At 70.0% G+C, this 14,838-nt stretch carries 11 protein-coding genes; 7 read left to right on the plus strand and 4 right to left on the minus strand.

All coding sequences use genetic code 11. The features are described 5' to 3' along the window. Positions 1-201: 201 nt before the first annotated feature. Both AB0M95_RS27160 and AB0M95_RS27165 read left to right on the plus strand, forming a co-directional pair. Complete coding sequence (locus tag AB0M95_RS27160) at positions 202-1,779, plus strand: serine/threonine-protein kinase (protein ID WP_363770170.1); 1,578 nt, start codon at positions 202-204, stop codon at positions 1,777-1,779. A 112-nt stretch (positions 1,780-1,891) separates the two neighbouring features. After that, positions 1,892-2,737, plus strand: a complete 846-nt coding sequence (locus AB0M95_RS27165) for an ATP-binding cassette domain-containing protein (RefSeq protein ID WP_363770173.1) — start codon at positions 1,892-1,894, stop codon at positions 2,735-2,737. A gap of 234 nt (positions 2,738-2,971) precedes the next feature. Here the strand turns inward: AB0M95_RS27165 and AB0M95_RS27170 are convergent, their stop codons facing one another. The 3 genes from AB0M95_RS27170 to dnaE form a co-directional block, all read right to left on the minus strand. Further along, complete coding sequence (locus AB0M95_RS27170; protein ID WP_363770176.1) at positions 2,972-4,207, minus strand: glutamate--cysteine ligase; 1,236 nt, start codon at positions 4,205-4,207, stop codon at positions 2,972-2,974. 172 nt (positions 4,208-4,379) lie between these two features. Further along, on the minus strand, positions 4,380-4,742 hold the full coding sequence (locus AB0M95_RS27175) for a DUF6300 family protein (RefSeq protein WP_363770179.1): 363 nt from the start codon (positions 4,740-4,742) through the stop codon (positions 4,380-4,382). Next, positions 4,739-8,326, minus strand: a complete 3,588-nt coding sequence (dnaE, locus tag AB0M95_RS27180) for a DNA polymerase III subunit alpha (protein WP_363770182.1) — start codon at positions 8,324-8,326, stop codon at positions 4,739-4,741. The genes AB0M95_RS27175 and dnaE overlap by 4 nt, the downstream gene beginning before the upstream one ends. A 414-nt stretch (positions 8,327-8,740) precedes the next feature. On the opposite strand from dnaE, the gene AB0M95_RS27185 reads away from it, so the two are divergent. The 4 genes from AB0M95_RS27185 to AB0M95_RS27200 all read left to right on the plus strand — a co-directional run bounded on the left by AB0M95_RS27185 (position 8,741) and on the right by AB0M95_RS27200 (position 11,412). Then, positions 8,741-9,376, plus strand: a complete 636-nt coding sequence (locus AB0M95_RS27185) for a TetR/AcrR family transcriptional regulator (protein WP_363770185.1) — start codon at positions 8,741-8,743, stop codon at positions 9,374-9,376. Further along, complete coding sequence (locus tag AB0M95_RS27190; protein ID WP_363770188.1) at positions 9,369-10,163, plus strand: maleylpyruvate isomerase family mycothiol-dependent enzyme; 795 nt, start codon at positions 9,369-9,371, stop codon at positions 10,161-10,163. Before AB0M95_RS27185 ends, AB0M95_RS27190 begins: the two co-directional genes overlap by 8 nt. Positions 10,164-10,270: 107 nt before the next feature. Continuing rightward, on the plus strand, positions 10,271-10,957 hold the full coding sequence (locus tag AB0M95_RS27195) for a hemerythrin domain-containing protein (protein ID WP_363770191.1): 687 nt from the start codon (positions 10,271-10,273) through the stop codon (positions 10,955-10,957). A gap of 296 nt (positions 10,958-11,253) precedes the next feature. After that, positions 11,254-11,412: a hypothetical protein gene (locus AB0M95_RS27200; RefSeq protein WP_363770194.1), complete on the plus strand. Its 159-nt coding sequence runs from the start codon at positions 11,254-11,256 to the stop codon at positions 11,410-11,412. Between the two features lie 34 nt (positions 11,413-11,446). On the opposite strand, the gene AB0M95_RS27205 is transcribed toward AB0M95_RS27200, so the two are convergent. After that, positions 11,447-12,232, minus strand: coding sequence for a hypothetical protein (locus tag AB0M95_RS27205; protein WP_363770197.1), 786 nt, complete (start codon positions 12,230-12,232; stop codon positions 11,447-11,449). Positions 12,233-12,311: 79 nt separating this feature from the next. On the opposite strand from AB0M95_RS27205, the gene AB0M95_RS27210 reads away from it, so the two are divergent. Then, positions 12,312-14,741 (plus strand): lantibiotic dehydratase, encoded by a 2,430-nt coding sequence (locus tag AB0M95_RS27210; RefSeq protein WP_363770199.1) that lies wholly within the window; start codon positions 12,312-12,314, stop codon positions 14,739-14,741. Positions 14,742-14,838: the final 97 nt, after the last annotated feature.

Raw genomic sequence — 14,838 nt, forward strand, 5'->3', positions numbered from 1 at the left:
AGGGAGCATTCGCCTTACCTCCCATGCCGCTTCGAACTAGTTGACGCCGAACGCGCTTCGGGAGAGCCACAGTGGCCTGTGCCGTACTGCTCGACTGCTCGGAACGTTTCGTAGAGAGGTCTCCTGCGGATGGCACGTGGCGAAGCGGGGGTCCCGGGCGGGATGCCTCCAGGGGTTCGGCCGCTGACGGTGGGCGATCCGGTGATCATCGGACGCTACCTTCTGCTCGGCCGTCTCGGTGCGGGCGGTATGGGGGTGGTGTACCTCGCCGAGCGGCCGGAGGGCGGCCTGGTCGCGCTCAAGACCCCGCACGGCGTCCATCTCGGCGACCCGGTGCTGCGGGCCCGGTTCACCGAGGAGGTCGAGTTCTCGCGGCGTGTCGTGCCCTTCTGCACCGCCGCGGTGCTGGAGCACGGCGTCGACCGCGATCGCCCCTACCTCGTCACCGAGTACATCCCGGGGCCGTCCCTGTCGCAGGTCGTCGCGGCGCGTGGCCCGCTGACCCCCGACCTGGCCTACGGCGTGGCGCTGGGCGCGGCGGCGGCGCTGGCGGCCATCCACGAGGCCGGTTTCGTCCACCGCGACCTGAAGCCGGGCAATGTCCTGCTCTCGCCCAAGGGCCCGCGCGTCATCGACTTCGGCATCGCCAGGGACGTGGACGCCGCGGTCGCGCACACGCAGGCGGGCCAGATCATGGGCAGCCCCGGCTGGGTGGCCCCCGAGCGGCTGACGGGCGGCCCCGCGATCCCCGCCTCCGACGTCTTCGCCTGGGGCTGCCTGGTGGCCTACGCCGCCACGGGTCACCACCCGTTCGGCGCCGGAGAGGCGGACGTGCTGACGCGGCGCATCCTGGTGGAGCGGCCGCGGCTGGCCTCGGTGCCCAAGCTGCTGTGGGATCCGGTCTCGGCCGCGCTGGCCAAGGAGCCGGGGGCGCGTCCCGGCGCGGCGGCGCTGCTGGCGTGGCTGCTGGAGGCCGGGGGAGTGGACCGGTCGTGGGACCGCCGGGACGCGGTGGACGCGGTCATGGAGGAGATCTGGGCGCCCGTGGCCCATCCTCCGGCCCGCCCCGAGGGCCCGCCGGGCGAGCCGCGCGGTGACGCGGCGGCCACCACGGGCGCGCGGGCGGCACGCCGGGCGGCCGCGCGGCGCGGCCACGCCTCGCACGCGGGCTTCGCCGCCCTCGCCACCGTGTCGATCGCGGCGGTGACCGTCGTCGCGGCGGGGACGGGCGGCACGACGGTGGAGCGTCAGGCGGGCGATCCCGGCACCGTCCCGGTGGTCGTGCCGATCCAGGGCACCCGCGTGCCCGTGGAGGTGCTGGACACCTCCACCCCCGTGGCCGGCCGCGGGACGGCGCGGACGCAGGGCACGGAGGGCTCCGGGAGGCTGCCGCCGGGCGCCGGCGGCGTGCGGACCCCGGTCGTGACGGGCCCGGCCGGCCCCACCGGCGGCCCTGTGGGCGGCGACGAGTGGGAGACACCGGTGCGATCTCCCGTGCCCGAGCGCACCACGCCGCCCCCGCCTCCTCCTCCCCCGCAGAAGGACGACGACCCGTCGTGCACGCGCGGTGGGGAACGGCCCTGCGAGCCCACGAAGGACCCCGACCCGACCAGGTCGCCGACGAGGCGGCCCACGCCCACCAATACACCCACCAAGACGCCCACGAAGCCGCCCAGGCCGACGGGCGGCATCAGCCAGATCCCGGAGTGGGGCGACGGCGAGTCCGGGGAGCCGACCCCCCTCCCGAGCCCGACGGTCAGCGAGTCCTCCTCCGCCTGACTCCCAGACGAGCGAGCCTGCCCGACGGCCCGTGCCGTCCTGGCGCGTGGACCATGTGGCTCAGGCGGTCGCGCGGGCTCCCCTATTCTGCTTCGGAGGGAAAGGGGGGCCGATGGGTCCGGAGATCAGCCATGACCATGCCGCGCCGGCCGCGGTGGAGCTCGCGGGGGTGACCGTCAAGGTCGTGGGCCGTACGCTTCTCGCCGACGTCGACTGGCGGGTGGAGTTCGGCGAGCACTGGGTGATCCTCGGGCCGAACGGCGCGGGAAAGACCACGATGCTGTCGGTCGCGGCGGCCGTGCGGCACCCGAGCTCGGGCACGGCGTCCGTCCTCGGCCACCGGCTGGGGCGGGTGGACCTGCGCGAGCTGCGCCGGCACATCGGCCTGGTCGCGGCGAGTCAGCGCCTCGTGGACGAGGCGCTGATGGAGGAGGAAGGCCTCACCGCGCACACGGTCGTGCTCACCGGCTACACCGGCAGCAGCGCCCCGCTGTGGGACCGCTACGGGCCGGCGGAGCACGAGAAGGCGCACGCCCTGCTCGCCGACCTCGGCTGCAAGGACCTGGCCGACCGGCCGTTCGCGGTGTGCTCGCAGGGCGAGCGGGGGCGGGTGCGCGTCGCCCGCGCGCTCATGGCGGACCCGGCGGTCCTGATGCTGGACGAGCCGTTCGCCGGTCTGGACCTGCCCGCCCGCGAGGATCTGATCACGGCCATCGAGGATCTCGCCCACGGCCGCCCGGCCCTGACGACGGTCCTGGTCACCCATCACCTCGAAGAGGTGCCCGCGACCACGACGCACGCGCTGCTGGTGGGGGACGCCCGCGTCCTTGCGGCAGGGCCGGTGCACGACGTCCTGACGAGCGAGAACCTCTCGCGCTGCTTCGGCCGCCCGCTCAGCCTGGACCACGTGGACGGCCGCTGGTACGTCCGGGCGGCGCGCCGGGCCGCCGGCATGTAGGACATCGGCCGCCCGTGTTCGCGCGGGCGGACCGGGCTTGCCCGGCGGGGGCCGGGTGCCGTACGCCGGGCCACCGCCGGGGGTGGCCGCCTTTCGCCGGGATGGCGCGGTGTTTCCGGACAAATTCTCCGCCGCGGCGTCGATCACATCGGCGCGGACGCGGGCGGGCGGGCCCTGGTAGAAGCCCCGGTGGGACAGGACGTGGAACGCGGCGCCCGAAGGACGCCCCTCGTGTCAGACGGCCCCCGACTCCAGGGCGAAGGCGTCGGCCACCCGAGCCGCCCCCGCGGCGACGTCGCCGGTCCCGATCAGGGCCCGCTGGCGCTCGGCGCCGGTGCCCGTGCGGTCCAGGCCCGCGAGCAGCCGGTCCACCTCGGGCTCGTCGCCCAGTTCGCACAGGGCCGGGCGGACGCGGGCCAGCATCTCGTCCAGGATCGCGCGGGCGGGCACCTGCTCGCCCGTCCTCGGATGCACGCCGGGGCCGTTCAGGCCGTAGCGGGCGGCGGACCACAGGGCGGCCCGGAGGATCTGGTCCTCGTCCTCGGCGGGCGGCGCGTCGCCGCCCGCGGCGATCTCGGCGCAGGCGGTGCGGACCAGCGCGCGGCTCAGCGCCGCCTGCAGGACCGCCTCGTCCACGGTCGCCGCGACGTCCGCCGCGCGGACCTCGACGGTGGGGAAGCGGGCGGAGGGCCGGGCCAGCCAGTACGGGTGCGCGGTGCCGACCAGCGCGCCGCTGCGGTGCAGCATGCCGGTGACCTGGTCGTAGTGCGCGGCGGAGGAGAAACGCGGGGGGATGTCGGTGGCGGGCCAGCGCGAGAGGGCGACGGTGCGCCAACTCGCGTACCCGGTGTCGGCGCCCTCGCAGAAGGGGGAGTTGGCCGACAGCGCCAGCAGCGTGGGCAGCCAGGGCCGCAGGCGGTTGACGACTTCCACGGCGACCTCGCGGTCGGCCACCCCGACGTGGACGTGACAGCCGCACGTCTCCTGCTGGGTGACCAGCAGGCCGTAGAGATCGCGCATCTCGCGGTAGCGCTTCTTGTCCGACACGTCGCGGGGCGCGCGCGGGCGGCCCACCGGCGTGCCCGTCGCGACCACCCGCACCCCGGCCCGCGCCGCCGCGCGCGCCAGCCGGGCCCTGGCCGATGTCAGCAGCGCGCGCAGCTCGGCGAGGGTGGTGCAGACGGGGGAGACGGACTCCATCATGGAGGCCAGCAGCTCGATCTTGAAATCGGCCCCGGGAGCCCGCGGGTCGTCCGGGCCGGCGAGGTTGCCCATCACCCGCGCGTTCGCGAGGACCGGGCAGCCGTCCCCCGGCTCGGCGAGCAGGAATTCCTCCTCGACACCGAGCGTCCACCCGTCGCGCCCGGTGGGCCGGGCAGATTCCCCGGGTTCCGCCCGGACAGGGGGAGCAGGGCCCATCGAGGCGGCGGGAAAGCACTGGACTGGCGGGTCTTCCGACTCTTCATCCATCGAACGTCAGTCTAGACCGGCGTCGCCCGGCCGCTGATGGCCATTCCAGGCCGCCGGCAGGGTCTTTCCCGAGCTTCCGGGGCCCGGACGTGCCGTGGGGGCTCGTCCGGGCACCCGGGCATGCCACGCGGGCCCATGAGTGCCCGCTACGTCGATCAAGGACTGACAGACGTCAAAGGCCACCTTCTCGCCATGCTTTGAACTCGGCTTCGAGAGCGGCTTCGTTGAGGACAGGGACGCTGACGGCCGACGCCCAGGCATGAATGAGTTCAGCGGCCTCCATCAGGTTCTCGTCGGTGATCTTCGCGTTCACGGTGAACCAAGTGATCGGGGCACCCGCTTCGGGTCGGCCGATATCGCAGCGCGGACAGAGGACTACGGTGGTGTCGCCCTTGACGGTTTCGTTGCGCGCATTGACGAGGTTGTGCGGGACGCGGGCGGACAGGATGGCTTCCCGGCCGCATCGTCCGCATTCGGGCGGGTCACTTGACTGGACCACCTCGACGGAGCGGAGGGGAATCGGATCTCCTGTCACGGTGCGACCAGCGCGTTCGCACCCAGCAGGACCTTGATGTCCCCAGCGAAGGCTCCATTGTTGATGTTCACCGTGTAGTCGGGTAGCGCGACGAGGCTGATCTTGCGGTTGAGGCGTTCCACGCGGAGGCGGACCGGCGTGTCGCCGGGGTGTGACGTCAGGATTCGTTTGAGTTCGTTGACCAGGTCCAGGTTCACGCGTTCTTCGCGGAGCGAGATCACGATGGGTTCGGGCCCGTCATCCTGGACTCCGGAGATGTCAAGGAACGTGATGTCGGTGGCGTTGAACGAGATGGTGGCGTCTTCGCCGTCGCCGCGTGCGCGGATCCGGCCTGTGACGGAGACGACCAGGTCGGGTGCGAGGTTGCTCCCGTACAACTGGTAGGTCTGGGGGAAGCAGGGGACCTCGATGGACGCGTCGTGGTCCTCGATTTTGAGGATGGCCCACACGTCGCCTTTTTTGGTGACCTTCTTGTCGACACCGGAGATGATTCCGGCGATGGAAACGTTGCCGAACCCTGCCTGGCCGTCGAGTACTTGGGCGATGGTCAGGTCGCGATTGCGCTCCAGGATGCGTTCCGCACCGTTCAGCGGGTGGTCGGAGACGTAGAGCCCGAGCATCTCTCGCTCGAAGGACAGTTTAGTCTTTTTGTCCCACTCGCCCTCGGGAACCGCGACGTGAAAGACACTTCCCATTTCGCTGTCATCATCGTCGTCGAACGCGCCGAACAGCGAGTCTTGGCCCAAGGCCTCTTTGCGCTTGACGTCGATGACCGCGTCGATGGCCTGCTCGTGGATATGGACCAGGGCCCGGCGGGGGTGGCCGAGCCCGTCGAACGCGCCGGCTTTGATGAGCGATTCGATGGTGCGCTTGTTGCAGACGACCTGTGGCACCTTCGTGAGGAAATCATTGAAGTCGGTGTAGGCGCTCTTTGATCTGCGGGTGGTGATGACGCCGTTGATGGCGTTTTCCCCGACGTTCTGAATCGCGCCGAGGCCGAACCTGACGTCATCGCCGACGGCGCTGAAACGCAGCCCGGACTCGTTGACGTCGGGCGGCAGGACCTTCACCTTCATGCGGCGGCATTCAGCGAGGTAGAGCGCCATCCGGTCCTTGTTGGTGCCGACCGAGGTGAGCAGCGCCGCCATGTACTCGGCCGGGTAGTTGGCCTTGAGGTAGGCGGTCCAGTAGGAGACGAGCCCGTAACCGGCGGTGTGGGACTTGTTGAACCCGTAGGAGCTGAACGGCTCCAGGACGTCCCATACCGCCTTGGCGGCTTCCTCGGTGTAGTCCTTGGCGATCATCCCGGAGGAGAAGGTGGCCCATTGCTTGTCCATCTCCTCCTTCTTCTTCTTGCCCATGGCGCGGCGCAGGATGTCGGCGCCGCCGAGGGTGTATCCGGCCAGTTGCTGTGCGATGGCCATGACCTGCTCCTGGTAGACGACCAGGTGGTAGGTGGTGCCCAGGATCGGCTCAAGGGCTTCCTTGAGCGAGGGATGGATCGGTGTGATCTCCTGCTGGCCGGCCTTGCGCAGCGCGTAGTTGGTGTGGGCGTTGGCGCCCATCGGACCGGGACGGCCCAGTGCCAGGACCGACGAGATGTCTTCGAATCGGGCCGGGGCGATGAGTTTGGTGAGGTCGCGCATCATCGAACTGTCGAGCTGGAACACCCCCAGGGTGTCACCGCGCGCGAGCAGCTCGTATGTCTTTTTGTCGTCCAGCGACAGGGAGAGCATGTCCAGGTCGATGCCGCGGTTTTCCTTGACGTTCTGGACGGCGTCACCGATGACGGTCAGGTTGCGCAGGCCGAGGAAGTCCATCTTCAGCGCGCCCATGTTCTCGCTGCTGGGCCCGTCGAAGCCGGTGATGCGGGCGCCGTCGTCGGGCCGCATGAAGATCGGCATCACATCGATCAGGGGCTGGGAGGACAAGATGACCCCGGCGGCGTGCACGCCGGTGCCTCGGGTCAGTCCTTCCAGGCCGAGCGCGGTATCGATGACCCGCTTGACATCCTGGTCTTCCTCGTACAGCTTGCGAAGCTCGGTCGCCTCGGGGTATCGGGGGTGCTTTTCGTCGAAGATTCCAGTGAGCGGGATCTCCTTGCCCATGACCGCGGGCGGGAACGCCTTGGTGATCTTCTCGCCGACCATGAAGGGGTACCCGAGGACGCGAGCCGCGTCCTTGACCGCCGCCTTCGATTTGATCGTCATGTAGGTGATGATCAGCGAGACGTTGTCCTCACCGTATTTCTCGGTGACGTAGCGGATCATGTCACCGCGCCTACGCTCGTCGAAGTCCAGGTCGACGTCGGGCATGGAGATACGTTCGGGGTTCAGGAACCGCTCGAACAGCAAGGAATGCTCGATGGGGTCGAGCTCGGTGATACCCGTGACATAGGCCACCATGGACCCGGTGGCGGATCCTCGGCCTGGGCCGATCCAGATACCGTTGTCGCGCGCGTACTGACAGATGTCGGCGACGACGAGGAAGTAGCCGGGGAACCCCATCCCCTCGATGACGCCGAGCTCGTAGTCGATCCGTTCCATGACATCAGCGGGTACGGGGTCGCCATACCGGCGTACCGCGCCACGGTAGGCCTCCTTGCGGAGCCAGCTCATCTCGGTCTCACCCTCGGGAACCGGGAACTTGGCGGCAAGGTCACGGTGAGCGAACACCTCGTCATAGGGTTCGACACGCTCGGCGATCAGCAGCGTGTTCTTGCAGCCCTGAGCCCATAGCTCCGAGCTGTCGAGCGCCCACATCTCCTCGGCGGAGCGCACGTAGTAGCCGTTTCCGGAGAAGCGGAAGCGGCTCGGGTCGCTGATCTGAGAGTTGGTGCCGACGCAGAGCAATGCGTCGTGCGCGGTGGACTGGTCCTCGGTGACGTAGTGGGAGTCGTTGGTGACAAGCGGAGGGATTCCGAGGGCCTCGCCGATCCGCAGCAGATCCTTGCGGACCCCCGTCTCGATCGGAATCCCGCCATGATCCATGATCTCCAGGAAGTAGTTGTCCCGTCCGAAGATTTCCTGGTACTTGGCGGCGTGTTCCAGCGCCTTGTCGTACTGGCCGAGCCGGAGCCGGGTCTGTACCGCGCCGGACGGGCAGCCTGTGGTGGCGACGATCCCTTCGTGGTACTCCGCGAACAGCTCATCGTCCATGCGCGGGTACTTCTTCATGTGGCCATGAAGGGAGGCCAGCGAAGAGATCCGGAACAGGTTGCGCAGGCCTTGGGCGTTGACCGCCCACATCGTCTTGTGAAGATAGGTGCCGCTGGCGGACACGTCGCCGCCTAGCCCGGTCCGCTCGTCGGACTTGCGTTGGTGGGGCTCACCCCAGAACACCGGCTGCTTGAAGAAGCGCGACTCGGGACTGACATAGCCCTCGATCCCGATGATCGGCTTCACACCGGCGGCCTTCATCTTCGCCTGGAACTCGTAGGCACCGAACATGTTGCCGTGATCACTCATCGCGATCGCGGGCATCCCCAGCTCAGCCGCTCTCGACGCCAATTTGCCGATCTTCGCCGCCCCGTCCAGCATCGAGTATTCCGTGTGAACATGCAGGTGAACGAACGAATCAGCCACGGGAGATTTGACCTTTCCGAGTGGGACCGATGGGGCGCCTGAGGCAAGGTAACTCTATCGACCGCACCGCCTGCGACCGGCCGCACTCGCGCGGAAAGGAAGGTCGATGACCCAGCCGAACCCGGCGGAGGACGGCCCGGGACGCGGGTGTCGGTCAGGTGGCGGAGCACGCCAGGGTCACAGTGGGTGGCGGCACGCAGGGCGAAGTCGTCCTGCATTCCCCCGCATGGTCGGCCGCTGTCGGACACCCGCCTGCCCGTCAACGTCCTCTCAATCTCTGGGAGGAGTCACCGACGATCCGACGGCCGTGGACGGTCGCCGGGTCGTCGGCCAAGAGGTGCTCCCCTGGCCGGAGGGACATACGCGGCCTAATCGCCGTTGCATTGCCTAATGGGATTAGGTTAACTTAATAGCGTGAGGGAAGATCGAAGGCTCCGGCGGCGCAGCGAGACCGTTCAGGAGATCCTCGACACCGCGATCGAGGTCATGGCGGAGGAGGGCGCGGCGGCGCTCAGCCTCGCGGAGGTCGCGCGGCGGGTCGGCATGCGCCCGCCCTCGCTGTATCAGTACTTCCCGTCGAAGATGGCCATCTACGACGCGCTGTTCGAGCGCGGGATGCGCCAAGCGGTCGAAGTCCTGGACCCGTACGTGACGAGGCTCGCCGAGGATCCGTGGGGCGCCATCGTCGCAGGTCAGGAGGCCACCCTCGCCTGGATGACGGACAACCCGGTGCTCGCCCAGCTCCTGTACTGGCGGCCGGTGCCCGGTTTCGAGCCGTCCCCGCAGGCGTTCGAGCCCGCAGTGCGGCAGTTGGAGATCCTGCGCCGCGCACTACAGGCGGCCGTGGACGCCGGACAGCTGGCACCCGCCGCCGCGAGCGAGGACGGCTTCGCCCTCTACACGGTGCTGGTTTCCGGCGTGATCAGCCAGCACCTCTCCAACGAACCGTCCGCGCCGGTCGGAAAGGGACGCTTCACCCGGCTCGCGCGGACGGCGCTGGACATGTTCTTCCGCTATTACGCTCCCGAGAAGGGCGAGAGAGATGGTTGATTCCTTCGTACCCGCCGCACGCCTGCCGCACAATGATCGCGGCCAGGTGGCGGCGATCGCCGAAGCCGAGGGCCACGCGGCCATCGCCCTGCTCGGGGAGCTTCACGACGATGACTGGCAGCGCCCCACCGACTGCGTCGAATGGGACGTTCGCACCCTGGTCTCCCACCTGGTCGCCCAGTGCGAGGACAACATCCACCTCCGCACGATGCTGCGGCGGCAGTTCCTGGGACGGCGACGCCACCAGGGCAAGATCGCCCTGGACGGCCACATGGCGGTGCAGGGCGAGGACCACGCCGGGGAGACCGGACCGGCGCTGGTCGAGAGCTTCGCGCTGCTGTGGCCCCGCGCCGTACGCGCCCGCCTGCGGACACCGAACCCGATGCGCCGCTTCACGATCGACACCGGAATGCCCGGCGCGCCACGGCTGCTCATCGGCCACCTGCTCGACGTGATCTACACCCGTGACCTGTGGATGCATCGCGTCGACCTGGCCCGGGCGATGGGGCGGCCGATCACCATCGGGGACCACGATCGGCGGATCGTCGAACAGGTCATCCGTGACATGGCCCTGGCCTCGACGGCCGCTCCCATCGCGCTGGAGCTCACCGGCCCGGCGGGAGGCTCGTGGGTGATCGGCTCCGGCGCCCCGACGGCGGTGATCCGCACGGACGCCGTCGCGTACATGCGCGCCTTGGCGGGCCGGGACGACGACGTGACGCTGGAACTCGTCTCCGGCCCGGAGGTCGCCCTCACATTCGCCCGCCAGGCCAGAGTCATCTTCTAGCGACCGAGGCCCTTCGCCGCCGCCTGGTGGTCCGCACAGGGAGCGGCCCGGTGTGACGTCATGGGCGTCATCTACCCGCGATGACCCTCAGGAAAAGGTGTACAACGATGAAGCGTCAGACGGTGGCGCCCGCCGACACGCGCATGATGGGAATCATCCACGACGCGCTGCGCCGGGACCTGGAACGCACGCGCCGCGCGCTGGCCGAGCGGCCGTGTCCGGAGGACGGCCGGCGGGTGGCGATCGCCGGCCACGTCCGGTGGATGATGCGTTTCCTGCACGACCACCACAGCGGCGAAGACGACGGCCTGTGGCCCCTGCTGCGGCGGAAGGCGCCGGACGCCGCGCCACTGCTCGACAGCATGGAGGAAGACCACGCGGGTATCGCCGGCGTCATGGCCGTCGTCGAGGCGGCGGCCCAGCGGTACGCCGGCAGCGGGTCCGACGAGGTGAGGACCGATCTCCTTGAGGCGCTGACCGCCCTCGACGACGTATTGCTCCCGCATCTGCGACGGGAGGAGCAGGAGGCGATGCCGGTCGCCGCGGCCGCCCTGACCACCGCCGAGTGGCGCAGGTGGGAGCAGGAGTACAACGTCAAGCGGAAGTCGTTCACCGAGCTGGGCGACGTGGGCCACTGGCTGCTCGACGGGCTCGACGACGCTCGCTACCAGATCGTCGTCCAGCAGGTGCCGGCGATCCCGCGGTTCATCCTGGTTCATGGCTTCGCCAGGCGTTACCGGCGCCGGTCCGCGCAGCGCTGGAGCCCGCCGGCCCCACAGGCGGTTCAGGGCTGATCGGCCCCATCGCTCGGACACGGGCCGCGCACGCGCACCGCAGGCAAGGGCGACTCCCGCGAGCCGCCAGGATCCAGGGCCGCCGGTCCGCCGGGCCGTGGGCACACCACGCGGGCCCGTCCGGAGGGGGCCGCCGCCCAAAGCGGATCTTTACCGGACGGGCCCGCGGTTTCGGGTGTCGGTAAGACTCGTGAGGTACACGTGATTGAGTTCGCCCAGCTCAGCGATGTGTTAATGGTCGGTGGGGAGGTGCCCGACAGCGTCTTCGAGGTGGATCGTGGTCAGGGTGTGGGTCGATGACGATCTTGAGTGCGGCCGACGATGATCGCGTGAACCGGTACGCCCGCCCCCTGGGCTACATCCCGATCCACGAGGTGAAGGCTGCGAGGGAGTCGCTGCCGCGACGCTCCATGCGCGCCAGCATGCGCAGTGTCTCCCGGACCTGCGGATGGTAACGGGCCTGCTGCGGTGCCAGCTTCCTGGCAGTGATCAGCGAGGCCAACGCAGCGTCGCGGTCGCCCACGTAGAGGTAGTCGCGGGCGAGGTCAATGTAATGATGCGATACCCGGTTCGGTGTGACGCCAGTGAAACCTCGAATGGTGCCTGCGCGTCGGACTGCCTGCGCCCCGTTGCCGAGTTCAACGGCAAGGCCGACCGACCAGATGGCGACGTTGGCCGGTTCAACGTCATCCGGTAGTGGTCGGCGTTGGCGGGAAGGTGATCTGCGGCACGGACCGCCTCCGATAGGTGGAAGTCCGCAGCGGCGGCGTTGCCCGCGTTGCGGGCCGCTGAGAGCGCGGACTGTAGGTGCGACCAGCCCCACGCTGCCCACGCCTGCGGTGGATCCGAGCCGGAGGGCTCTCCGGTGGCCTGCCGCGCGGTGTCCAGCAACCTGGCCGCCGCGTGGCCCCGGTCGACCTGGATCAGTTCGGCCGCCCGCAGACTGGTCCCTATGGTGATCGCGTAAGGGTCACCGGAGCGCTCAGCCGACTGGGCATAGCGCTCGGTCATCGACTGGGCCAGGTCCGGGTAGCCCAGGATGCGGGCGATCATGCGTGCGTTTACCCACGTCTCGGCGAGCATCGCCTGGATCTCGGGTGCCAGGGTGTCATCCGCGTGGGCTGCGGCGGTACGGAGATCTGCGAGCAGGCCGGGAAGGTCGTCGCCGAGCCGGAGGAGCCGGACCTGGTGGGCGAGCCGGCTGATGGCGGCCACGCGGGCTCGCAGTTCCTCGGCAGGCCGTGGCGCGATCTCATCATCCGGGATCTGGGGCATGACGACCTCCGCGCGCAGCGGCCCGGGCCGGGATTGCGCGACACCCGGCCCGGGGAACGGCCCGAGTTAGGAGAAGACGATGACCCGTCGCCTGTTCGATGTCCGGTCGGTGGCGCTGGCGCGGATCCCCTTGCTGCCGGTGCCCGCTGGGGAGCCTGAGCCTGGTACTGGCCCACTGCTGCGGGAAGCCGTGTTCCTCGCGTCCAGGCAGGCATGGACAGATGCGGAGGGATCAGCCGCTGAGGGCAGTCGTGCCTCGGCGACCCTGCGGAGCTATGAGCTGCGCGCACGCTGGCGACCGGTACCGAACGGAGCGTTCGCGGCTGCCACTCCCGCTCGCGTCGGCAGCGAGAAGACCGTGCTGCGTCTCGGCGGTGATGGGCACTGCGCCCGCACCGTGCCGAGCGGGACTTGGCTTTCCTGCGTGGCGGGCCAATTGGCCGAGGATCCTCACGTGCTTGCCTGCGTTCAGCTCACCACGGCTGATCTCGCTGTCCGGCGCGGCCGTCGCTTCGAGATTGAGCGACCTGCTGCTCCCGATGAGGCCGGGCCCCGGCGAACCTCCGTCAACGCCACTGCGGCAACAGAGCTGATCTTGCTAATGTGCGCGGGGGGAAGCGATGCCACGTCTCTTGTCGCGCTCGCGCGGGAGAAATGGCCAGATGTGCCTGAGGCGACGATCCGCGCCGCCATCACCGGTCTGGTCCAGCACGGCCTGCTCCTGACGGACCTGCTGCCTGCGGATTTGTGGAACGACCCGCTCGGCCACCTACTTGGATGCCTCCCTCCACGCCATCCCCGGCGGGAGGACCTGGAGCGCCTGCGGTCCCTGCTCACTGAGGCAGACCGGCACCGCCCCGGGGACCCGTCCCGGCTGGCCGCCTTGCTCGCGGCCCGGCAGAAGGCCGACCAGATATGCGGTCAGCAACGGCCGCTGAGCGTCAACATCGTCGCCGACACGTGCCTGGAACTGCCGCAGTCCGTGGCGGATGCGGCCGCTGACGCTGCGACCATGCTGTGGCGGATCGGGGACCGCGAAGATCCGCTGGACGGCTACCATCGCCGGTTCGTCGAGCGGTACGGCCGACGGCGGCTCGTGCCGTTCACCGAGCTGTGCGATCCCGGCCTCGGCCTCGGGCTGGACCCGCGTGAGGAGGAAGGCTCGCGTCGTCCTAGCCGCGAGCAGGCCCTGGCGCGGCTGATCGCCAGGGCCGCGACGACGGGCGCCGTCGCTGTGACCCTGGACGACGGCGACGTCACCGCCCTCGCCCATGACCGGGGCCTGCCCCCGCCGCGGACCGCTGAGATCTGGGTGCGGATCTTGGCTGGCACACAGGCCGACCGGGATGAGGGGCGCTTCTTCCTGGCCGTGTCGGGTGGCTCGCAGGATGCCGGCTCCACCGCAGGCCGCTTCGCCGACCTGCGCCGGTTCTTGCCCGGAGACTCCGACGAGGAGGGTGCGCTGGTCACGGAGCTGGTCGTTAACGCTCGCACCCCGCAGGCGGCGGCGCTCGCTCCTCCGGTGTCGCGTGAAGGACAGCGAGAGCGAGCCGACCCGGCCATCACGCAGGCGCTCGCTGCCCGGGCCGCGTCGTGGCTTTCACGGCAGGCGCGGTGCATCACCGACGACCTCGACCGGCGCCGCCGCGACGGCGACCCCTACATGCGGCGGGCCGTCTACGACACGATCAGCGGCCTGGCCGGCATCGGCCGTGTCCTGCTCGCCGCCGTTACCGACGACCAGCCCGCGGCCGAGCCCGGACTCATCCGCGCGCTGGAAACCCTCACCAGGATGATCATGACCCAGCACGGCTGTCGGCCAGGATGGTGGCTGCCCGCCGAACTGCACCCCCCGGCGGTGAAGGCCGACCCTTCAGGATCGGCGGCCACGGGGATGGCGCATGGAATCGCGGGCCCGCTGGCCTTCCTGTCGGTGGCCTGCGCCCGCGGATGGGCTGTCCCCGGCCAGTACGACGCGATCCGCCACGTGTCCCAGTGGCTGCTCGGCTGCAGGGCCGATGGAGCCTGGCAGTGGCCCACGTCCGTCACAGGCAGCGAACTGGACACCAGCGCCGCCCGCTTAACCGGCCGTCAGGACGCATGGTGCTACGGCGCCCCGGGTATCAGCGCAGCCCTCGGCCTTGCCGCCCAGGCGCTTGGCGACGTCACGCTCGCCGAGGCCAGCGAAGCGGCCATGAACGCTCTCGCCGCCCGAGCCGCCCGCACGTGGGACGCCGACGGCCCGACCCTGTGCCACGGGCACGCCGGCGTCCTGCAGTGCGCGGCCAACCGGCATCCGCACGTCGCGTCGGCGGCCGCCGACGCCATCACCGCGGCCTTCGACGCGGGCCGCCCGTTCGCCGTCCCCCATACCGGCAACGGCGCGATCGAAGACCACCCGGGATTCCTGATCGGCGCGGCGGGCACCGCTCTCGCCCTAGCCGAACTCGGCCGCCTGCCCGCCCGCAGCGTCCCCGACCGGTGGGACTGTGTCCTGCTCTTGTCATGACAGCCGGCCGGAGCGCGAGCCCAGCGATCGTCAAAGGGATGACCCGCCCTCATCTCCGTGAGGTGCCCTGCCCGGTGCGGGATGGACAGGTAGGCTC

This window comes from Sphaerisporangium sp. NPDC051017 (assembly GCF_040683095.1).
Lineage (GTDB): Bacteria > Actinomycetota > Actinomycetes > Streptosporangiales > Streptosporangiaceae > Sphaerisporangium.

Coding starts and splice junctions, on each gene's coding strand:
- AB0M95_RS27200 (WP_363770194.1), top strand. CDS start 11,254: ATGACGATCTTGAGTGCGGCCGACGATGATCGCGTGAACCGGTACGCC.
- AB0M95_RS27210 (WP_363770199.1), top strand. CDS start 12,312: ATGACCCGTCGCCTGTTCGATGTCCGGTCGGTGGCGCTGGCGCGGATC.
- AB0M95_RS27205 (WP_363770197.1), bottom strand. CDS start 12,232: ATGCCCCAGATCCCGGATGATGAGATCGCGCCACGGCCTGCCGAGGAA.
- AB0M95_RS27195 (WP_363770191.1), top strand. CDS start 10,271: ATGAAGCGTCAGACGGTGGCGCCCGCCGACACGCGCATGATGGGAATC.
- AB0M95_RS27165 (WP_363770173.1), top strand. CDS start 1,892: ATGGGTCCGGAGATCAGCCATGACCATGCCGCGCCGGCCGCGGTGGAG.
- AB0M95_RS27170 (WP_363770176.1), bottom strand. CDS start 4,207: ATGGATGAAGAGTCGGAAGACCCGCCAGTCCAGTGCTTTCCCGCCGCC.
- AB0M95_RS27190 (WP_363770188.1), top strand. CDS start 9,369: ATGGTTGATTCCTTCGTACCCGCCGCACGCCTGCCGCACAATGATCGC.